This is a genomic window from Escherichia sp. MOD1-EC5495, assembly GCF_002965965.1.
Classification (GTDB): Bacteria; Pseudomonadota; Gammaproteobacteria; order Enterobacterales; family Enterobacteriaceae; genus Escherichia; species Escherichia ruysiae.
This window is the reverse complement of sequence record NZ_PTRI01000004.1, coordinates 31,159-52,236: the sequence shown is the minus strand read 5'-3', so window position 1 is coordinate 52,236 and position 21,078 is coordinate 31,159. Positions and strand designations below refer to the sequence as shown.

The window sequence follows — 21,078 nt, the reverse complement described above, 5'->3', positions numbered from 1 at the left end:
AGCCGGTTGCCTGATGCGACGCTGACGCGTCTTATCAGGCCTACGCCGCTGTGAAACGCTGCACTCCGTAGGTCGGATAAGGTGGTTACGCCGCATCCGACACTCAATGCCGGATGCGGCACACCATTACAACGCAATATCCGCGACTTCTTTTTGAACGGGTTGCGGTTTCAACTGCGGTTTCGGCGTACTATCTGCTGCTTGCGGTTTGTCGTATTTCAGCCCCAGCACTTCGCTGGTGTACTGCAACTCGCGTTCTGTTGCCGCTACATCACCGTTCAGCTTGCGTCCATAAGACGGAACGATCGCTTTCAACGTTGCCTGCCATTGCGGGCTGGAAACGCGATCGCCAAATACTTTTTCCAGCAGATTCAACATAATCGGCGCGGCGGTTGACGCCCCTGGCGATGCCCCCAAGAGCGCGGCAATGGTTCCTTGCTGGTCACTGACCACTTCGGTACCCAGACGCAGTACACCACCTTTCTCGGCATCACGCTTGATAATCTGCACACGCTGCCCCGCTTGCCACAAACGCCAGTCCTCTTTTTTCGCTTGCGGATAGTACTCTTTCAACGCTTCAAAACGATCCTCTTCACTCAACATCACCTGACTTACCAGATATTTCACCAGATCGAAATTATCCAGCCCAACGTGCATCATCGGCATCACGTTAGAGGTGGTGGTGGAACTCATCAGATCCCACAATGAACCGTTTTTGAGGAATTTGGTTGAGAAGGTGGCAAATGGCCCAAACAGCACTACGCGTTTACCGTCCAGCACACGGGTATCGATATGCGGAACCGACATCGGCGGTGCGCCAACGGAGGCTTTCCCATAGACCTTCGCCAGATGATGGTTAACCACGTCCGGGTTTTCCGAAACAAGGAACTGCCCACCTACCGGGAAACCGGCGTAGTCTTTCGCTTCCGGAATACCGGATTCCTGTAACAGCTTCAGCGCCGCACCGCCCGCGCCGATAAAGACAAATTTCGCGCGGATGTTCTGTGCTGTGCCGTTTTTCAGATCTGCAACGGTGACGGTCCAGGTGTTATCGTCATTACGTTTGAGAGCGCGGACTTCACTGCTGAGTTGCAGCGAGAAGTTAGATTTCTTCTGCAAGGAAGCAATTAACTGGCGGGTGATCTCGCCGTAGTTCACATCGGTACCAATTTCCGTACGCGTGGCTGCCACTTTCTGTTGCGGATCGCGCCCTTCCATCACTAACGGTGCCCACTCTTTGATCTGCGCGTGATCTTCAGAGTAACGCATACCGCGAAACAGCGAACTTTGTTGCAATGCCGCGTAACGGGCGCGCAGGAAATTGACGTTATCCTCACCCCAGACAAAGCTCATGTGCGGAACGGTATTGATAAATGAACGCGGAGTACGCAGCACGCCGCGCTCGACCTGGTGCGCCCAGAACTGGCGGGAAATCTGAAATGCTTCGTTAATGGCGACTGCTTTTTCAATACTGATGCTGCCATCGGCGTTTTGCGGGGTGTAATTGAGTTCCATCAGCGCAGAATGCCCGGTTCCGGCGTTGTTCCAGCCGTTCGAACTCTCCTGCGCAACCCCCTCCAGGCGCTCTACCATGGTCATCGACCACTCTGGCTCCAGCTCGCGTAAATAAGTCCCCAATGTGGCGCTCATAATGCCGCCGCCAATCAACAGTACATCAGTTTCCTGCTCCTCGGACGCTTTCGCTTTTGCCGCCATCGAAACGGCATTAAGCCCCACGGCCATCGAGAAGAGCATGGCAGTCACTTTTTTCATCTTGTTAATGCCTTACTTTTAGTCGCTTTATTGCAGGTGAGATTTGCGCGGCATCAACGGCAACACTTAAGTAACAACATTTAAATAATGTTTATAAATTATATTCTAATTTTAGAAACATTATAATTTCGTTGATTAATTATAGGGTTATTAGAAACGAAGGGATTTTTAGAATATTGACCTGGCGGCAGCAGTCCGCCAGGTCAGCGTCGAAATATTATGCCGTCCGGGCAACGGCATCACGCGAAGCAGCATCGCGCTCTTCGCCCGTCAGCTCGCTAAGTTGCCCACTGCGCATCTCCAGCAGGCGGTCAGCGTGGATAAAGTAATGATCGTCATGACTAATGGCGAATATGGTTTTACCCATTTCCTGCATCAGCGGCAACAGTACCTGATAAAACTCACGACGGAAATGCGGGTCCTGATCCGCCGCCCATTCATCAAGCAGAATAATATCTCGTTCTTCTGCCAAAGCCAGCAACAGCGCCACGCGTTTTTTCTGGCCTTTCGATAACCTGAGGTTAAGAATACGCCCGTTATTTAACTCAAGCTTATGCGCCATTTTCAGTTGTGCCAGCCACTTCTCAACCAGTTGTGGATTAGCCGGTTTTCCCTCTGGCCCCAGCAACTGATCAAACAGCCAGACATCGGTAAACACTGCCGAAAACAGTTTGCGATAATCTTCCGGTTGTTCGCCGCTGACAGGTTTGCCATCCAGCAAGATTTCGCCGCTTTGTGGCTGATACAAGCCCGTCAGCAACATCGCCAGCGTCGATTTTCCGCTACCGTTGCCGCCAATCAGAAACAGCAGTTCGCCACGTTTGATGGTGAGGTTAATCGGCCCAACGGAAAACGCGTTATCCTGATAGCTAAACGTCACGTTACGTAGCTCCAGCGTTTGCCAGTTGGGAAACGCCTGCGGGCGCGGAAACTCTGCTTTGAAAGGCGCGAGCGCGAATTTGTTCAGCTTGTTAAACGCCACCTGCGCCGTCAGCAGCGTCGGCAATGCGCCAACCGCCGAAAGCAGCGGCGTACGCAGGAATAACAACGTCAACGAATAGGTCGCGGCAACGTTGGTATCAGCCCAACCGAGACTGTTCGCCATCCAGAACACCAGGCCGATTGCGCCCAGCATCATGATGTTCGACCAGTTCACGGCACTAAGATGGAAGGTGTCTGCGCGAATAATATGATGGCGATACTCTTGCGCATCAGGAATGTAGAGGTTGTTAAACACATACTCGGCGCGTTCGCGGTTCAGAGTCAGCTCTTTACGCCCTTCAAGTACAGTTTGAAAATCCGCATACAGCTTGTCTTCGGTTTCACGCAGGGTCGCCATATGTTTGTACACCCGCGCTACCAGCACAAAACCGCCCCAGATGGTGACCGCCATCCAGATAGCCGTTACCAGCAACATTTTGCCCGACAGCATCCACAGATACGCCGCTGAACCGATAGTGAGAATGATCCCCTGCACCAGTTCCGGCAAACGAACAAAAGCAATGGTGATATTGCGCACATCGCTGGTTAACCCCGCCAGCAATGAGGCGCTGCCGAGTTGTTCAATGCGCTCGACATGGGTATCCAGAATCCGCTTGATAAATTCGCTACGCAGTCGGTAAACGAAGTGGTGCCCCAGCGTAGTGAGTGCCAGTTGCGATCCGAGAGTGACTGCCATCAACAGCAGCAATAAACCCAGAAACTCCGGCAACACCAGCAGACTGGTATCCGCCGTTTCGATAAGGCGCTGATTGATAAAAGCAATTAAGCCAATGCCTAATGCCGCACTGGCGAGGCTTAGCGCCATCACACTGATAAATGGCCAGCGATACTGCCGCCAGACAAGTACAAGAAGTTCCATGCAGAAAACCCGGACAATGAATTACAGCCCGCAGTTTAAACATCTTCGCGCGCACAGCAATAATAATTCTTATTTTTATTCTTTTTTACCTGCCTGACGGAATGTCAGGTTGTAGCGGCAGTCGGTGGTGAGTGGATGAAACCCCGCTTTCAACGGTTGAATACCGTGATAAAACAGCCGCGATTCACCGCCCCAAACCACCACATCGCCATGTTCCAGCAACAATCTTTTTAGCGGATCATTTCGTTTCAGGCCGCCAAATTGAAAAATCGCGGGTAAGCCCAGAGAAACAGAAACAATCGGCGCGCTCAGATCCGGTTCGTCTTTATCCTGATGCAGCGACAGTTTCGCGCCAGGAGTGTAGCGGTTGATAAGACAAGCATCTGGCTGGAAATCTGGATAGCCCGCCGCCGTAGCCGCACGTTGACATAAATTATGAAAACTCTGCGGCATGGCAGGCCACGGTTTATTTGTTTGCGGATCAATGGGCGAATAGAGATAACCCTGCCGATTGGTGGTCCAGCCCAGACGCCCGCAGTTGGTCATCGCCACCGACATGGTATATCCGCCGGGGGTGACCATCTGGCGAAACGGCGACTGGCGGGCGACATTGCTGATTCCCTGCATCAGTTGCTCCGCAGTATTAAAGGCAAAACGGCGCAGGATCACCGCGCCAGGTGCCAGGGGTTCTTGCCACGGTTCAGCATCAGCAAACAGATCCAACATTATTTCTCCTCGTTTTCAGCTTCACGACGTAGCAACTGTGCTTTACGCGAAACACCCCAGCGGTAACCGGAAAGTGTGCCATCACCACGTACCACCCGATGACAAGGTATAACGATCGCTAACTTATTGGCGGCGCAGGCACTTGCCACGGCACGTACCGCTTTCGGTTTGCCGATGGTGTTTGCCAGTTGCTGATAACTCACAGTTTCACCGCAAGGAATGGTACGCAGCGCCTGCCAGACTTGCTGCTGAAAAGCGGTGCCGCGAATATCCAGCGGCAACGTCAGCGGCGTATCCCGGTTATTGAGGCTGGCGATCACTTCACGCACATGTTGCTGAAACGTCGGGTCAGCGGGTGCGTTGTCGGCAGCGGGAAACATCTGCCGCAGTTCACTGATTAATGTCGCGTCATCATCACCCAGTAATATCGCGCAAATCCCCCGCTCGCTTTCTGCCACCAGGCAACGACCCAGCTCACAATCAGCCAGTGCATAACGCACAGCCAGGTTTTCGCCACCGTGACGAAATTGTTTAGCCGTCATGCCCAGCGTTTCATCGGCTTTACGGTAGTAACTGCTGCCGTCGGGGAATCCGGCATTGAGAATCGCCTGAGTCACGCTCTCCCCTTTTGCCAGAGACTCCCGCAATCGGCGAGCACGCCAGGCCTGCTGCCAGGCTTTCGGCGTCATTCCGGTAGTCGCTTTAAACAATCTATGCAAATGGAACGGACTCATCGCCACCTGTTCGGCTAAGGCTTCCAGCGTTACAGGCGTTTCCTGTTCCAGCAGTCGACACGCGTGGGTGATTTTATCCAACCGATGTTGCTGGGCATTGGCTTTATCAGGTTGGCAGCGTTTGCAGGGGCGAAATCCGGCGGCGAGTGCCTCGCTGGCATTTGCGTAGAAGGAGACATTTTCCCGCAAGGCATGTCTGGCGCGGCAAGACGGACGGCAAAAGATACCCGTGGTGCGCACGGCGAAGACAAATTCGCCGTCGGCGTTCGGGTCGCGGGCTAAGACAGATTGCCAGCGTTGATCGTCAGTTAAGCGTGTGGCGTTGTTCATAATCAGCTCCCTGGTTAAGGATAGCCTTTAGTCTGCCCGGTCACCATTGCGCAAAAACCAACAATCTTGCGCTTTAATTTTTTTCGCTGATAAGGAAGCTTTTAAACTGCGGCGACATCCAGGTTTTAAAGCTATCGCCCTCTTTGGTGATCATATAGACCGCCAGCCCTTCCCGGCGAACGACTTCTTTGGCTTTCTCTGGCCCGAGCACCATCAAACCTGTGTCCCAGGCGTCGGCTTCCAGCGCCGTCGGGGCAATCACCGTCACGGATACCAGATTGTGTTCAATGGGACGCCCGGTTTGCGGATCAATAACATGGGAAAGGCGTTTGCCGTCCAGCTCGTAATAGTTGCGATAGCTGCCAGAAGTGCTGATACCGTGACCATTGATGTCAACCACGGCCTGAACCGCGTTCTCTTTATCGGTCGGTTTTTGGATCGCCACCCGCCACGGCTGCCCTTCGCCGTTCATGCCACGGCTGTTCAGCGCGCCGCCCACCGACACCAGATAGCGGGAAATACCTTCCTGCTCCATTAAGCGTGCCAGATGATCTGCCGCATAACCTTCGCCGACGGTAGAGAGATCGACATATAAATCCGGCAGATCTTTTTGCAGATATTGTTGATGTGACTGATTAATGACCGTCAGATGCTGTAAACCCGTTTTGGCTTTCATCGCGTCGATCTGTTCCTGGTTCGGGATTTGTACCGGCTGTTGTTCCGGGCCAAAGCCCCACAGATTCACCAGCGGCCCGACAGTAATATCCATCGCGCCATCGGTTTTGGCGCCAATGCGCAGCGAGGTGGTGATGATATCGGCCATCGCTTCACTTACCGGCCACGGCGACAAACTTTTCGAGTCGTTAAAGCGCATCAGCGCGGAGTCTTTTTTATAGGTCGAAAGCAGCTGATCGTCGGCGTCCAGCTGGGTCTGAATCTTCTCTTTAAGTTCAGCACTGCGTTTGGCGTCAATGCCAGGGATACTGGCACGCCAGAAGGTTCCCATCGTTTTGCCTTCAAGAACGGTAACTTCAGTAGCGTGGGATTTGGCGGGTTGTGTTTTTTGATCGCAACCAACAAAGAAGAGCGCGGCAGCCAGCAATGCCACGCGGGTAAAGCTTATTTCCATACGTGATTATCCTCATGCGAACGGTCGCAAGAGTACACCAAAAAACTGCGTTTGTACGCTGAAAACAATGAAAAAAGGGCCCGCAGGCCCTTTGTTCGATATAAATCGAGATTAGAACTGGTAAACCAGACCCAGAGCCACGATGTCATCAGTGTTGATGCCAGCAGCGCGGGTGAACTGGTTGTCGTCCAGCAGGTTGATTTTGTAGTCAACGTAGGTGGACATGTTTTTGTTGAAGTAGTAGGTAGCACCAACATCAACATATTTCAGGATATCTTCGTCGTCGTAGTTACGACCAGCAACGACACCCAGGTTTTTACCTTTAGACTGCAGGTATGCTACAGACGGACGCAGACCGAAGTCGAACTGGTACTGAGCAACAGCTTCGAAGTTCTGTGCTTTGTTCGCCCAACCCAGGGAACCTACGCGAGTTGCGTTGTAGGTCTGGGTGTACTGAGCAGCCAGGTAGATGTTGTTAGCGTCGTATTTCAGACCACCGGTGTAGGTTTCAGCACGGTCGCCGTTACCGATGTAAGCAGCGGTGTTCTGAGCATCAGTACGTTTGGAGCTGGAAACTGCAGCACCGATACCGAAGCCTTCGTAATCATAAGTGATAGAACCGCCAACGCCGTCGCCGTTCTGACGCAGAGCACCACGACCGTTGTTGGTCATGCCTTCGCCGCTTACGCTACCGTTTTTACCCTGGTACTGAACAGCAAAGTTCAGACCGTCAACCAGACCGAAGAAGTCGGTGTTACGGTAGGTCGCGAAGCCGTTACCACGCTGCTGCATGAAGTTGTCAGAACCGTAAGTGTCGCCACCGAATTCTGGCAGTACGTCGGTCCAGGAAGTTACGTCGTAAACAACGCCGTAGTTACGACCGTAGTCGAAAGAACCAACGTCCTGGAATTTCAGACCAGCGAATGCCACACGGGTCCAGGAGTTTTCTTTGTTGTCTTCAGAGGTATTGCCCTGGATCTGATATTCCCACTGGCCGTAACCGGTCAGCTGGTCAGTAACCTGAGTTTCGCCTTTGAAACCAAGACGTACATAGGTCTGGTCGCCGTCTTCTGACTTGTTGTCAGAGAAATAGTGCAGGCCGTCTACTTTACCGTACAGATCTAATTTGTTGCCGTCTTTGTTGTAAACTTCAGCAGCGTTTGCTGCGCCTGCTACCAGCAGAGCTGGGACCAGGAGGGACAGTACTTTAACTTTCATGTTATTAACCCTCTGTTATATGCCTTTATTTGCTTTTTTATGCCACTGCATACTGATTAACCCTCATTAATCAGTCGGCAAGTCCATTCTCCCCAAAAATGCAGAATAATCCAACACGAATATGATACTAAAACTTTTAAGATGTTTCATTTATCGCTATAGATGTTTCAAAATGTAAATATGATGGAACTTTTTAAGATTCTTGATGATTGGCGAAATAAGCACCTAACATCAAGCAATAATAATTCAAAGGTAAAATCAATAACTTATTCTTAAGTACTTGATAGCACTGAATGCCAAAACAAAATCTTCACTCGCAACTAAAATATGTCTCGCTATCATCATTAACTTTATTTATTACCGTCATTCATTTCTGAATGTCTGTTTACCCCTATTTCAACCGGATGCCTCGCATCCGGTTTTTTTTACCCTTCTTTACACAACTTTTATTTTTTTGTACTACCGCTAGAAAATTATAACGCTTGTTAATAACTTCACAAAAATTTAACAAGATATAATTCCCGCCATCTTTTCTTTATCCGTAATTAATTTCGCTCTTCTTTTTTGCAGATTATTTGTACAGCAAAATGCGGTGTGTACATCTATTTCCCATCGGGCAGAACGAGACATATCGTTGAGGAATAGAGAATCATCTATCGGGTAATAGTCTGGAATTTCGCACTGTACCCTTTATACTGCCCTATCACTTCGCGAAGTTTTAACAGGTCATAAACACGAATGCGTCAGAAAGAGACAACGGCCACGACCCGCTTTTCACTCCTACCGGGGAGCATTACCCGCTTCTTTTTACTGTTGATCATTGTGTTGCTGGTGATGATGGGTGTAATGGTACAAAGCGCAGTCAACGCCTGGCTGAAAGATAAAAGCTACCAGATTGTCGACATTACTCATGCTATACAAAAGCGCGTCGATACCTGGCGTTACGTGACCTGGCAGATCTACGACAACATCGCTGCAACGACTTCGCCTTCCACCAGTGAAAGTTTGCAAGAGACGCGTCTGAAACAGGATGTCTACTATCTGGAAAAACCGCGTCGCAAAACAGAAGCCCTGATCTTTGGTTCTCACGACAACTCAACGCTTGAGATGACCCAACGAATGTCTACTTATCTGGACACATTATGGGGCGCAGAAAATGTACCGTGGTCGATGTATTATCTGAACGGGCAGGATAACAGCCTGATTCTTATCTCGACCCTGCCGTTAAAAGATCTCACCTCCGGATTTAAAGAATCGACTGTCAGTGACATTGTTGATTCTCGTCGCGCGGAGATGCTGCAACAGGCTAACGCCCTGGATGAACGTGAAAGTTTTTCTAACCTGCGCCGTCTTGCCTGGCAGAACGGTCATTATTTTACCTTGCGTACAACCTTTAACCAGCCGGGACATCTGGCAACGGTGGTTGCATTTGATCTGCCTATTAATGATCTAATCCCGCCAGGGATGCCGCTGGATAGCTTCCGTCTTGAACCAGAAGCAGGTACTGCGGGTAACAATAATAATGAGAAAGAAGCAACGGATAGCGTCAGCATTAACTTTAATAGTTCGAAGATTGAAATCTCTTCGTCGCTCAACTCCACCGATATGCGGCTGGTCTGGCAGGTTCCTTACGGCACTTTGCTGCTGGATACATTGCAAAACATTCTGCTGCCATTGCTGCTGAATATCGGTTTGCTGGCACTGGCGCTTTTTGGTTACACCACCTTTCGTCATTTCTCCGGGCGCAGCACAGAAAGCGTTCCCAGCACCGCAGTGAATAACGAACTGCGTATCTTGCGAGCAATAAATGAAGAGATTGTGTCACTGCTGCCACTCGGTCTGCTGGTTCACGATCAGGAATCGAATCGCACAGTTATCAGCAATAAGATTGCCGACCATCTGCTGCCGCATTTGAATCTGCAAAACATCACCACCATGGCAGAACAGCATCAGGGGATTATTCAGGCGACCGTCAATAACGAGCTGTATGAAATTCGCATGTTCCGCAGCCAGATAGCGCCGCGTACGCAAATCTTCATCATTCGCGATCAGGATCGCGAGGTGCTGGTGAACAAGAAACTCAAGCAGGCGCAGCGTCTGTACGAGAAAAACCAGCAGGGCCGGATGGCCTTTATGCAAAACATTGGCGATGCGCTGAAAGAACCCGCACGGTCACTGGCGGAAAGTGCGGCTAAACTCAACTCTCCGGAAAGCAAACAACTGGCAAATCAGGCTGATGTGCTGGTGCGCCTGGTCGATGAAATTCAGCTAGCGAACATGCTTGCGGACGATAGCTGGAAGAGCGAGACCGAGCTTTTCTCCGTACAGGATTTAATCGATGAAGTGGTTCCTGCTGTGCTACCGGCAATGAAGCGCAAAGGCCTGCAACTACTGATTAACAATCATCTGAAAGCACACGATATGCGCCGTGGCGATCGCGATGCTTTACGCCGTATTTTGCTGCTGTTGATGCAATATGCCGTCACCTCAACGCAACTGGGGAAAATTACCCTTGAGGTTGATCAGGATGAATCCTCTGACGAACGTCTGACTTTCCGCATTCTGGACACCGGAGACGGTGTAAGCATTCATGAAATGGATAATTTACACTTCCCGTTCATCAACCAGACCCAAAGCGATCGCTATGGCAAGGCGGACCCGTTGGCATTCTGGTTGAGTGATCAACTGGCGCGAAAACTGGGCGGTCATTTAAATATTAAAACGCGGGACGGGCTTGGTACACGCTACTCCGTGCATATCAAAATGCTGCCTGCAGACCCGGACGTTGAAGAGGAAGAGGAACGTTTACTGGATGATGTCACCGTGATGGTGGATGTAACTTCCACAGAAATTCGGAATATTGTCACTCGCCAGTTAGAAAATTGGGGTGCAACCTGTATCACACCCGATGAAAGATTAATTAGTCAGGATTATGATATCTTTTTAACGGATAATCCGTCTAATCTTACTGCCTCTGGCTTGCTTTTAAGCGATGATGAGTCTGGCGTACGGGAAATTGGGTCTGGTCAATTGTGCGTCAACTTCAATATGAGCAATGCTATGCAGGAAGCGGTCTTACAATTAATTGAAGTGCAACTGGCGCAGGAAGAGGTGACAGAATCGCCTATGGGTGGAGATGAAAATGCGCAACTCCATGCCAGCGGCTATTATGCGCTCTTTGTAGACACAGTACCGGATGATGTTAAGAGGCTATATACTGAAGCAGCAACCAGTGACTTTGCTGCATTAGCCCAAACGGCTCATCGTCTTAAAGGCGTGTTTGCCATGCTAAATCTGGTACCCGGCAAGCAGTTATGTGAAACGCTGGAACATCTTATTCGCGAGAAGGATGTCCCAGGAACAGAAAAATACATCAGCGACATTGACAGCTATGTCAAGAGCTTGCTGTAGCAAGGTAGCCTATTACATGAACAATATGAACGTAATTATTGCCGATGACCATCCGATAGTACTGTTCGGTATTCGCAAATCACTTGAACAAATCGAGTGGGTGAATGTTGTCGGCGAATTTGAAGATTCCACAGCACTGATCAACAACCTGCCGAAACTGGATGCGCACGTGTTGATTACCGATCTCTCCATGCCTGGAGATAAATACGGTGACGGGATCACCTTGATCAAATACATCAAGCGTCATTTCCCAAGCCTGTCGATCATTGTTCTGACCATGAACAACAATCCGGCAATTCTTAGCGCGGTACTGGATCTGGATATCGAAGGGATCGTCCTGAAGCAAGGCGCGCCTACGGATCTGCCAAAAGCCCTCGCCGCGCTGCAAAAAGGCAAGAAATTTACCCCAGAAAGCGTATCTCGTCTGCTGGAGAAAATCAGCGCCAGTGGTTACGGCGACAAGCGTCTCTCACCTAAAGAGAGTGAAGTACTGCGCCTGTTTGCAGAAGGTTTCCTGGTTACCGAGATTGCTAAAAAGCTCAACCGTAGCATCAAAACCATCAGCAGCCAGAAGAAATCCGCGATGATGAAGCTGGGTGTCGAGAACGATATCGCCCTGCTGAATTATCTCTCTTCTGTGACCTTAAGTCCGGCAGATAAAGAGTAATCTCCCGACAGGCCAGATAAGCACCGACCGCCGGATGCGGCGTAAACGCCTTATCCGGCCTACAAATCCCAATATTTCAATACATTACACAAACGTAGGCCTGATAAGACGCGCCAGCGTCGCATCAGGCGTTTGCACCGACCGCTCCTACGATTTCCGCGCTTTCCTGACCCTCTCGGCATACATCGTCAGCGTCTGTTTTATGACATCCAGCGTCACTGGCTTCGACAGACAGCTATCCATCCCGGACTCCAGGCACCGCTGCTTCTCTTCAGCCAACGCATTGGCAGTCACCCCGATTACCGGCAACGTTAACCCCAGCTGGCGGATACGTTGCGTTAACCGGTAACCGTCCATATTTGGCATGTTGACGTCACTAAGCACGATATCGATATGATTCTTGCTTAGTACATTAAGCGCATCGACGCCATCATTTGCCGTTTTACACTGATAACCCAACGATCCGAGCTGATCGGCTAGTAAGCGACGATTAATCGGATGATCGTCAACCACCAGAATCATCATGTCGTCATTGCTGGTGGAGTCTTTGTCCGTCAACGGCAGAACGTTGGCAGGATCATCACTTTCAATTTCTATCCGATAGATACGCGCCAGTAGCACAGGCAGTTCATGCGACGAGGCGACGCTATGCACCCACTCACCGGGCGCTCTCTCCAGCGGAATACCAATATGTCGACGGCAGAACGTCACCACCGCTCTGCCCTGCCATTTTTCACTCAGCGCCTCATCAGTGATCAACACATCCTCTGGTGAGGGTTCCTGACCTTCGTATGTTGTAACGATTACACCACTGCGCTGCAAACTGGTTTCGATAAACTGGCATAGTGACGCATTGCGTACCGCCAACCAGCAGCGTTTACCCGTTAATCCTTCGACACCTTTTTTATGTGGATATTGCGCACCATACAGCGGAATACGTACCGTAAACTGGCTTCCCATACCTGGTTCAGACTCTACTGAGATATCACCGTCCATCATGCTGATCAGTTTTTCACAAATCGCCAGTCCCAGACCGGTTCCCTGGAAGTTACGCTGTACACCCGTCCCTACCTGGAAGAAGGGATCGAACAGCCGCACCACTTCTTTCGCCGGAATCCCCACGCCAGTATCGCGAACGCGAATAGAAAGATAATCGCCATCAGCACGGACATGCAGAACAATGCAGCCGGTATCGGTAAATTTAATGGCGTTACTCAACAGATTGGAGATGACCTGCTGTAAACGCATCGGATCGCCGTTTAAGGTTACCGGCACATCCGGTTCAATAAAGCAGTACAAACCAAGCTGCTTTCGCACCACCAGCGGCAAATAGTTGGCGGTGATATGGTTCATCACTTCACGCGGTGAAAACTCACGCGGCTCTATCTTTAACTGTTCCGATTCAATCTTCGAGAAATCGAGAATGTCGCTGATAATTTTCAACAGCAGGCTGGAAGAGTTATTCATTGCCGTCACCAGACGGTCAACGCCTTTCGGCAACTCTTTGGTTTGCAACAGATCCAGGTTACCGATAATGCCATACAGCGGCGTTCGCAACTCGTGGCTGACGGTGGCAAGGAACATCGATTTCGACTGACTCGCCTGTTCTGCTGCCTGCGCCATCTCTTGCAACGACTCTTCCATCTTCACGCGCGAAGAAACATCGACCAGTACGCAAATCGCCACGTTTTCATTACGATAGCGAGAATGAACAAAGCTGATTTGCAGATTAGTATTGTTGCTGGTCAGGACATCGACAAAATTGACTTGCTGCCCACAGATAATTTGCGTCAGCCGCTGGCGATCCTCATGCGTAAGCATGTTGAGATAGGTATGCGCCAGTTCGTTACTCAAAATATTGACGCCATCAGCGGTGCGCAAAATACAGATCCCCACCGGTGCGGAGGCAACAATCTTGCGATTAAACTGCTCGTGTTCTTCCAGACGCTGGGCGTCACTTTCTGCCGGAATGAAAATACGCCGCTCGTACATCCGCGCGAGAGTAAACAGTGCCGCACCGGCAATAACATTCAGCAAAATTGCGTTAAGTATCAGCATTCGAATGCGTTCCAGCACCTGATCTACGGGCACCGAGTAAACGATACTTAACGATGATGGCGGCAGATTTTTCTTCAGCACCAGCTCATGGAAGCCAGGTGTATAACCAAACCAGGAACGTTCCTGCATCCAACGCGGTTCAGCCTCGATTTTGCTTTCTGGTCCGGTCAACGAAATCAGGGTATGACCATTCTCATCAAGGATAGTAACCCCCATCGGTAATGTACCTGGTAAGAAGAAGTTCTCCATCCGAATGGTTTGCTCAACGCCCAGCAAAGCCTGCAAACGGTTCGCCAGATACACCGGCGTCAGCGCGTAGAAATATCCAACGCCAGGACGCGGGCCTTCGCTGATCCAATAAAGGTTGCTGCCGCTGTCATCCTGCGGAGCATTACGATACTTATTGATGCGCTCATGCAGAGCTTTCAGGGCGGTGTCGCGTTCAACCGGCATATCACGCAGGCCAAAGTTTGCCATGCAGAGGTTATCGCTGCCGATCAAAAATACGCGGTTGAGATCGTAAGCTGCAGAGAAATTATCGCGCCAGTAGCGCATAAACCACGCCAGCGACTCCAGAGAGCCGCGCCAGGTGTTACTCATCGCGGAACAGTCGGAATCGGCAAACAACGGTTCGAACACGGGCACATCCGCTTGCGTTTCTCGCCCACGCGGGGAAAGCACGCCGTTTTCTACAGATAAGCGATTTTCAGCAATGTACTTCAGCTCTTTCATCACGTCAGAAGTGCGCTGAATAAACCGCTGAGCCTGATCGGAACTCAGGTTAAATTCCTGACGAATCTCTGATTCTCGCTGATGCAGGGCATTGACGATGTAAAACACTGATGAAAAAGCAATCAACAGCCAGAGCAATAACGCCAATGCTCTGAACATATAGCGCGAGACTTTCAGGGTTGTGCGAAAAGAAGCAAGGTATTTCAAAGGGGCGAAGCTCCGCCTCAGGTGACCGATGGAGTGTGGTTAAGGTAGCGGTAAAAGCGTGCCACCGCAATGTTCTCTCTTCTCGGTAATATGATACACCGCCGAGAAATCATCACCTTAACCCCCAATAATAGTGCTATGCCGGAACAATACTGATGGAGAAAAGGACGCGTAATATGAAATGGATATATCCTCGCCGCTTACGCAATCAAATGATCCTGATGGCAATCCTGATGGTCATTGTCCCAACGCTTACTATTGGTTATATCGTAGAAACGGAAGGACGTTCAGCAGTCTTATCTGAAAAAGAGAAAAAACTTTCTGCCGTGCTCAACCTGCTTAATCAGGCGTTAGGCGATCGCTACGATCTCTATATCGACTTACCGCGTGAGGAGCGTATCCGCGCATTGAATGCAGAGCTTGCCCCCATTACCGAAAATATTACTCGCGCCTTTCCTGGCATAGGCGCTGGTTATTATAACAAGACGCTGGATGCGATAATCACCTACGCGCCTTCATCGCTATATCAGAATAATGTGGGCGTGACGATTGCTGCGGATCACCCTGGTCGCGAAGTTATGCGTACAAATACCCCTTTGGTTTATTCAGGCAGGCAGGTGCGCGGCGATATTTTGAATTCAATGATCCCCATTGAACGTAATGGTGAAGTCCTCGGTTATATCTGGGCCAATGAATTAACCGAAGATATTCGCCGCCAGGCCTGGAAAATGGATGTGAGGATTATCATTGTACTCACCGCCGGTTTGCTGATAAGCCTGCTGTTGATTGTGCTTTTCTCCCGTCGCCTGAGCGCCAATATAGATATCATCACCGACGGCCTCTCGAATCTGGCGCAAAATATTCCCACTCGATTACCACAATTGCCCGGTGAAATGGGGCAAATCAGTCAGAGTGTTAACAACCTCGCCCAGGCACTGCGTGAAACGCGGACACTTAACGATCTGATTATTGAAAACGCTGCCGATGGCGTCATTGCCATCGACCGCCAGGGTGATGTAACCACCATGAACCCAGCAGCAGAAGTCATCACTGGCTATCAACGTCATGAACTGGTAGGGCAGCCTTACTCCATGTTGTTCGACAATACTCAGTTCTACAGTCCCGTTCTGGATACGCTGGAACATGGCACCGAACACGTGGCGCTGGAGATCAGTTTTCCAGGCCGAGACCGCACCATTGAAATCAGTGTCACTACCAGCCGTATTCATAACACGCATGGTGAAATGATAGGTGCTTTGGTGATTTTCTCTGATTTAACTGCCCGCAAAGAAACCCAACGCCGCATGGCGCAAGCTGAACGCCTCGCCACACTGGGTGAGCTGATGGCTGGTGTGGCGCATGAAGTCCGTAATCCGCTGACGGCTATTCGTGGTTATGTACAGATCTTGCGCCAACAAACCACTGACCCAATACATCAGGAATATCTGTCCGTAGTACTCAAAGAAATCGACTCAATTAACAAAGTCATTCAGCAATTGCTCGATTTTTCACGCCCACGCCACAGTCAATGGCAACAAGTCAGCCTCAATGCATTGATTGAAGAAACGCTGGTACTGGTGCAAACCGCCGGCGTACAAGCGCGGGTCGACTTCATAAGCGAACTGGATAATGAATTAAGTCCGATTATCGCCGATCGTGAACTGCTCAAACAGGTACTACTGAATATCCTGATCAATGCCGTCCAGGCTATCAGTGCACGAGGGAAAATTCGCATTCGAACCTGGCAGTACAGCGACTCACAACAGGCCATTTCGATAGAAGACAACGGCTGTGGCATTGATCTCTCGCTGCAAAAAAAGATCTTCGATCCCTTTTTCACCACCAAAGCCTCAGGAACCGGGCTTGGTCTGGCGTTAAGTCAACGCATCATTAACGCCCATCAGGGTGATATTCGCGTCACCAGTTTGCCGGGCTACGGCGCAACCTTCACCCTTATTTTACCGATCAACCCACAGGGAAATCAGACCGTATGACCGCTATTAATCGCATCCTTATTGTTGATGATGAAGATAATGTTCGCCGTATGCTGAGCACCGCTTTTGCACTACAAGGATACGAAACACATTGTGCGAACAACGGACGCACAGCATTAAACCTGTTTGCCGATATTCACCCTGACGTGGTGTTGATGGATATCCGTATGCCAGAGATGGACGGCATCAAGGCACTAAAGGAGATGCGCAGCCATGAGACTCGGACACCCGTTATTCTGATGACGGCCTATGCTGAAGTGGAAACCGCCGTCGAAGCACTACGCTGCGGGGCCTTTGACTATGTTATTAAACCGTTTGATCTCGATGAGTTGAATTTAATCGTTCAGCGCGCTTTACAACTCCAGTCAATGAAAAAAGAGATCCGCCATCTGCACCAGGCACTGAGCACCAGTTGGCAATGGGGGCATATTCTCACCAACAGCCCGGCAATGATGGACATCTGCAAAGACACCGCCAAAATTGCCCTTTCTCAGGCCAGCGTCTTGATTAGCGGTGAAAGCGGCACCGGGAAAGAATTGATTGCCAGAGCGATTCACTACAATTCGCGGCGGGCAAAGGGGCCGTTTATTAAAGTCAACTGCGCGGCGCTGCCGGAATCGTTGCTCGAAAGTGAACTGTTTGGTCATGAAAAAGGCGCATTTACTGGTGCACAAACCTTGCGTCAGGGATTATTTGAACGCGCCAACGAGGGGACTCTGCTCCTCGACGAAATTGGCGAAATGCCGCTGGTACTGCAAGCCAAATTACTACGCATTCTGCAGGAACGGGAATTTGAACGGATTGGCGGTCATCAGACCATAAAAGTTGATATCCGCATCATTGCCGCCACCAACCGTGACTTGCAGGCGATGGTAAAAGAAGGCACCTTCCGTGAAGATCTCTTTTATCGCCTTAACGTTATTCATTTAGTACTGCCGCCTCTGCGCGATCGTCGGGAAGATATTTCCCTGTTAGCTAATCACTTTTTGCAAAAATTCAGTAGTGAGAATCAGCGCGATATTATCGACATCGATCCGATGGCAATGTCACTGCTTACCACCTGGTCATGGCCGGGAAATATTCGAGAGCTTTCCAACGTCATTGAACGCGCCGTCGTGATGAACTCAGGCCCGATCATTTTTTCTGAGGATCTTCCGCCACAGATTCGTCAGCCAGTCTGTAATGCTGGAGAGGCAAAAACAGCCCCTGTCGGTGAGCGTAATTTAAAAGAGGAAATTAAACGCGTCGAAAAACGCATCATTATGGAAGTGCTGGAACAACAAGATGGAAACCGAACCCGCACAGCTTTAATGCTGGGTATCAGTCGCCGTGCATTGATGTATAAACTCCAGGAATACGGTATCGATCCGGCGGATGTATAACACCAAAACTTGCTATGCAGAAATTTGCACAGTGCGCAAATTTCTGCATAGCCGCTCAATCTCCTTCTTAACCCCCATCTGATTTATTCTTTTCTATTCAATCAGTTAAGAAACAACATCCAATATTCTCATTCTGGCACTCCCCTTGCTATTCCCTGACTGTACCCACAACGGTGTATGCAAGAGGGATAAATAATGAAAACAAAATTGATGACATTACAAGACGCCTCCGGCTTCTTTCGTGACGGCATGACCATCATGGTGGGCGGATTTATGGGGATTGGCACTCCATCCCGCCTGGTTGAAGCATTACTGGAATCTGGCGTTCGCGACCTGACATTGATAGCCAATGATACCGCGTTTGTTGATACCGGCATCGGTCCGCTCATCGTCAATGGTCGAGTCCGCAAAGTAATTGCTTCACATATCGGCACCAACCCGGAAACAGGCCGACGCATGATATCTGGTGAAATGGACGTCGTCCTGGTGCCACAAGGTACGCTAATCGAGCAAATTCGCTGTGGTGGTGCTGGACTTGGTGGTTTTCTCACTCCAACCGGTGTCGGCACCGTCGTAGAGGAAGGCAAACAGACACTGACACTCGACGGCAAAACCTGGCTGCTTGAACGCCCGTTGCGCGCCGACCTGGCGCTCATTCGCGCTCATAGTTGCGACACACTTGGCAACCTGACCTATCAACTTAGCGCCCGCAACTTTAACCCCCTGATAGCCCTTGCGGCTGATATCACGCTGGTAGAGCCAGATGAACTGGTCGAAGTCGGTGAGCTGCAACCTGACCATATTGTCACCCCTGGTGCCGTTATCGACCACATCATCGTTTCACAGGAGAGTAAATAATGGATGCGAAACAACGTATTGCACGCCGTGTGGCACAAGAGCTTCGTGATGGTGACATCGTGAATCTGGGCATTGGTCTGCCGACGATGGTCGCCAACTATTTACCAGAAGGCATTCATATCACTCTGCAATCGGAAAACGGCTTCCTCGGTTTAGGCCCGGTCACAACAGCGCATCCCGATCTGGTGAACGCTGGCGGACAGCCATGTGGTGTTTTGCCTGGTGCAGCCATGTTTGACAGCGCCATGTCATTTGCGCTGATCCGTGGCGGCCATATTGATGCCTGTGTGCTCGGTGGTTTGCAGGTAGACGAAGAAGCCAACCTCGCGAACTGGGTAGTGCCTGGAAAAATGGTGCCCGGTATGGGGGGCGCGATGGATCTGGTGACCGGGGCGCGCAAAGTGATCATTGCTATGGAACATTGCGCCAAAGATGGTTCACCGAAAATTTTGCGCCGCTGCACCATGCCGCTCACTGCGCAACACGCGGTGCATATGCTGGTCACTGAACTGGCTGTCTTTCGTTTCATTGACGGCAAAATGTGGCTCACCGAAATTGCCGACGGGTGTGATTTAGCCACCGTGCGTGCAAAAACCGAAGCTCAGTTTGAAGTCGCCACCGATCTGAATACGCAACGGGGTGATTTATGATTGGTCGCATCTCGCGTTTTATGACGCGCTTTGTCAGCCGGTGGCTTCCCGATCCTCTGATCTTTGCCATGTTGCTGACGTTGCTAACGTTCGTGATCGCGCTTTGGTTAACACCACAAACGCCGATCAGCATGGTGAAGATGTGGGGTGACGGTTTCTGGAACTTGCTGGCGTTCGGTATGCAGATGGCGCTGATCATCGTTACCGGTCATGCCCTTGCCAGCTCCGCTCCGGTGAAAAGCTTGCTGCGCACTGCCGCCTCCGCCGCAAAGACGCCCGTACAGGGCGTCATGCTGGTCACTTTCTTCGGTTCCGTCGCTTGTGTCATCAACTGGGGATTTGGTCTGGTTGTCGGCGCAATGTTCGCCCGTGAAGTCGCCCGGCGAGTACCAGGTTCTGATTATCCGTTGCTCATTGCCTGCGCCTACATTGGTTTTCTCACCTGGGGTGGCGGCTTCTCTGGCTCAATGCCTCTGTTAGCTGCAACACCGGGCAACCCGGTTGAGCATATCGCCGGGATTATCCCGGTGGGCGATACTCTGTTCAGTGGTTTTAACATTTTCATCACTGTGGCGTTGATTGTGGTGATGCCATTTATCACCCGCATGATGATGCCAAAACCATCCGACGTGGTGAGTATCGATCCAAAACTACTCATGGAAGAGGCTGATTTTCAAAAGCAGCTACCGAAAGATGCTCCACCGTCCGAGCGACTGGAAGAAAGCCGCATTCTGACGTTGATCATCGGCGCACTGGGTATCGCTTACCTGGCGATGTACTTCATCGAACATGGCTTCAACATCACCATCAATACCGTCAACTTGATGTTTATGATTGCAGGTCTGCTGCTACATAAAACGCCAATGGCTTATATGCGTGCTATCAGCGCGGCAGCACGCAGTACCGCCGGTATTCTGGTGCAATTCCCCTTCTACGCCGGGATCCAACTGATGATGGAGCACTCCGGTCTGGGCGGACTCATTACCGAATTTTTTATCAATGTCGCTAACAAAGACACCTTCCCGGTAATGACCTTCTTTAGTTCTGCACTGATTAACTTCGCCGTTCCGTCTGGCGGCGGTCACTGGGTTATTCAGGGACCTTTCGTTATACCCGCAGCTCAGGCGCTGGGCGCTGATCTCGGTAAATCGGTAATGGCGATCGCCTACGGCGAGCAATGGATGAACATGGCACAACCGTTCTGGGCGCTGCCAGCACTGGCAATCGCCGGGCTCGGTGTCCGCGACATCATGGGCTATTGCATCACTGCCCTGCTCTTCTCCGGCGTCATTTTCGTCATTGGTTTAACGCTGTTCTGACGGCAACTCTACAGACAGAAGGAAGATAA

The 21,078-nt window shown here is 50.6% G+C and carries 14 protein-coding genes; 7 read left to right on the top strand and 7 right to left on the bottom strand.

Annotation, left to right across the window (positions count from 1 at the left end):
• Positions 1 to 126: 126 nt before the first annotated feature.
• The 6 genes from mqo to ompC form a co-directional block, all read right to left on the bottom strand.
• Positions 127 to 1,773 carry a malate dehydrogenase (quinone) gene (mqo, locus tag BEG40_RS04540; RefSeq protein ID WP_000758076.1) on the bottom strand — a complete coding sequence of 549 codons (1,647 nt, stop codon included), beginning with the start codon at positions 1,771 to 1,773 and terminating at the stop codon, positions 127 to 129.
• 217 nt (positions 1,774 to 1,990) lie between these two features.
• On the bottom strand, positions 1,991 to 3,634 hold the full coding sequence (yojI, locus tag BEG40_RS04535) for a microcin J25 efflux ABC transporter YojI (RefSeq protein ID WP_105284968.1): 1,644 nt from the start codon (positions 3,632 to 3,634) through the stop codon (positions 1,991 to 1,993).
• 75 nt (positions 3,635 to 3,709) lie between these two features.
• Positions 3,710 to 4,360: a DNA oxidative demethylase AlkB gene (alkB, locus tag BEG40_RS04530; RefSeq protein ID WP_105284967.1), complete on the bottom strand. Its 651-nt coding sequence runs from the start codon at positions 4,358 to 4,360 to the stop codon at positions 3,710 to 3,712.
• Entirely contained in the window at positions 4,360 to 5,424 is a 1,065-nt protein-coding gene (ada, locus tag BEG40_RS04525) for a bifunctional DNA-binding transcriptional regulator/O6-methylguanine-DNA methyltransferase Ada (protein WP_105284966.1), read from the bottom strand. The genes alkB and ada overlap by 1 nt, the downstream gene beginning before the upstream one ends.
• Positions 5,425 to 5,497: 73 nt before the next feature.
• On the bottom strand, positions 5,498 to 6,553 hold the full coding sequence (gene apbE / locus BEG40_RS04520; RefSeq protein ID WP_105284965.1) for an FAD:protein FMN transferase ApbE: 1,056 nt from the start codon (positions 6,551 to 6,553) through the stop codon (positions 5,498 to 5,500).
• Positions 6,554 to 6,664: 111 nt separating this feature from the next.
• A complete protein-coding gene (ompC, locus tag BEG40_RS04515; protein WP_021551088.1) occupies positions 6,665 to 7,771 on the bottom strand; it encodes a porin OmpC in 1,107 nt (368 codons plus the stop codon).
• A gap of 738 nt (positions 7,772 to 8,509) precedes the next feature.
• Between ompC and rcsD the strand changes: the two genes are divergently transcribed.
• Both rcsD and rcsB read left to right on the top strand, forming a co-directional pair.
• Positions 8,510 to 11,182 (top strand): phosphotransferase RcsD, encoded by a 2,673-nt coding sequence (gene rcsD / locus BEG40_RS04505; RefSeq protein ID WP_105284963.1) that lies wholly within the window; start codon positions 8,510 to 8,512, stop codon positions 11,180 to 11,182.
• Between the two features lie 16 nt (positions 11,183 to 11,198).
• The gene (rcsB, locus tag BEG40_RS04500) at positions 11,199 to 11,849 is read left to right on the top strand and encodes a response regulator transcription factor RcsB (protein ID WP_001516743.1); all 651 of its coding nucleotides are present in this window, start codon (positions 11,199 to 11,201) and stop codon (positions 11,847 to 11,849) included.
• A gap of 147 nt (positions 11,850 to 11,996) precedes the next feature.
• Here the strand turns inward: rcsB and rcsC are convergent, their stop codons facing one another.
• The gene (gene rcsC, locus BEG40_RS04495) at positions 11,997 to 14,846 is read right to left on the bottom strand and encodes a two-component system sensor histidine kinase RcsC (RefSeq protein WP_021551090.1); all 2,850 of its coding nucleotides are present in this window, start codon (positions 14,844 to 14,846) and stop codon (positions 11,997 to 11,999) included.
• A gap of 176 nt (positions 14,847 to 15,022) precedes the next feature.
• Here rcsC and atoS point away from each other — a divergent pair, with 176 nt between their 5' ends.
• From atoS to BEG40_RS04465, 5 genes are all read left to right on the top strand, one after another.
• Positions 15,023 to 16,840: a two-component system sensor histidine kinase AtoS gene (atoS, locus tag BEG40_RS04485; protein WP_105284962.1), complete on the top strand. Its 1,818-nt coding sequence runs from the start codon at positions 15,023 to 15,025 to the stop codon at positions 16,838 to 16,840.
• Positions 16,837 to 18,222 carry an acetoacetate metabolism transcriptional regulator AtoC gene (atoC, locus tag BEG40_RS04480; RefSeq protein ID WP_105284961.1) on the top strand — a complete coding sequence of 462 codons (1,386 nt, stop codon included), beginning with the start codon at positions 16,837 to 16,839 and terminating at the stop codon, positions 18,220 to 18,222. The genes atoS and atoC overlap by 4 nt, the downstream gene beginning before the upstream one ends.
• A 195-nt stretch (positions 18,223 to 18,417) precedes the next feature.
• Complete coding sequence (atoD, locus tag BEG40_RS04475) at positions 18,418 to 19,080, top strand: acetate CoA-transferase subunit alpha (RefSeq protein WP_105284960.1); 663 nt, start codon at positions 18,418 to 18,420, stop codon at positions 19,078 to 19,080.
• Entirely contained in the window at positions 19,080 to 19,730 is a 651-nt protein-coding gene (gene atoA / locus BEG40_RS04470) for an acetate CoA-transferase subunit beta (protein WP_000339061.1), read from the top strand. The genes atoD and atoA overlap by 1 nt, the downstream gene beginning before the upstream one ends.
• On the top strand, positions 19,727 to 21,049 hold the full coding sequence (locus tag BEG40_RS04465; RefSeq protein WP_000580270.1) for a TIGR00366 family protein: 1,323 nt from the start codon (positions 19,727 to 19,729) through the stop codon (positions 21,047 to 21,049). Before atoA ends, BEG40_RS04465 begins: the two co-directional genes overlap by 4 nt.
• Positions 21,050 to 21,078: the final 29 nt, after the last annotated feature.

Excerpts from the sequence above, each read along its gene's own strand:
- rcsD (WP_105284963.1), top strand. The coding sequence starts at position 8,510 with ATGCGTCAGAAAGAGACAACGGCCACGACCCGCTTTTCACTCCTACCG.
- BEG40_RS04465 (WP_000580270.1), top strand. The coding sequence starts at position 19,727 with ATGATTGGTCGCATCTCGCGTTTTATGACGCGCTTTGTCAGCCGGTGG.
- atoA (WP_000339061.1), top strand. The coding sequence starts at position 19,080 with ATGGATGCGAAACAACGTATTGCACGCCGTGTGGCACAAGAGCTTCGT.
- ada (WP_105284966.1), bottom strand. The coding sequence starts at position 5,424 with ATGAACAACGCCACACGCTTAACTGACGATCAACGCTGGCAATCTGTC.
- atoC (WP_105284961.1), top strand. The coding sequence starts at position 16,837 with ATGACCGCTATTAATCGCATCCTTATTGTTGATGATGAAGATAATGTT.
- apbE (WP_105284965.1), bottom strand. The coding sequence starts at position 6,553 with ATGGAAATAAGCTTTACCCGCGTGGCATTGCTGGCTGCCGCGCTCTTC.
- mqo (WP_000758076.1), bottom strand. The coding sequence starts at position 1,773 with ATGAAAAAAGTGACTGCCATGCTCTTCTCGATGGCCGTGGGGCTTAAT.
- atoS (WP_105284962.1), top strand. The coding sequence starts at position 15,023 with ATGAAATGGATATATCCTCGCCGCTTACGCAATCAAATGATCCTGATG.
- yojI (WP_105284968.1), bottom strand. The coding sequence starts at position 3,634 with ATGGAACTTCTTGTACTTGTCTGGCGGCAGTATCGCTGGCCATTTATC.
- atoD (WP_105284960.1), top strand. The coding sequence starts at position 18,418 with ATGAAAACAAAATTGATGACATTACAAGACGCCTCCGGCTTCTTTCGT.
- rcsB (WP_001516743.1), top strand. The coding sequence starts at position 11,199 with ATGAACAATATGAACGTAATTATTGCCGATGACCATCCGATAGTACTG.
- alkB (WP_105284967.1), bottom strand. The coding sequence starts at position 4,360 with ATGTTGGATCTGTTTGCTGATGCTGAACCGTGGCAAGAACCCCTGGCA.
- ompC (WP_021551088.1), bottom strand. The coding sequence starts at position 7,771 with ATGAAAGTTAAAGTACTGTCCCTCCTGGTCCCAGCTCTGCTGGTAGCA.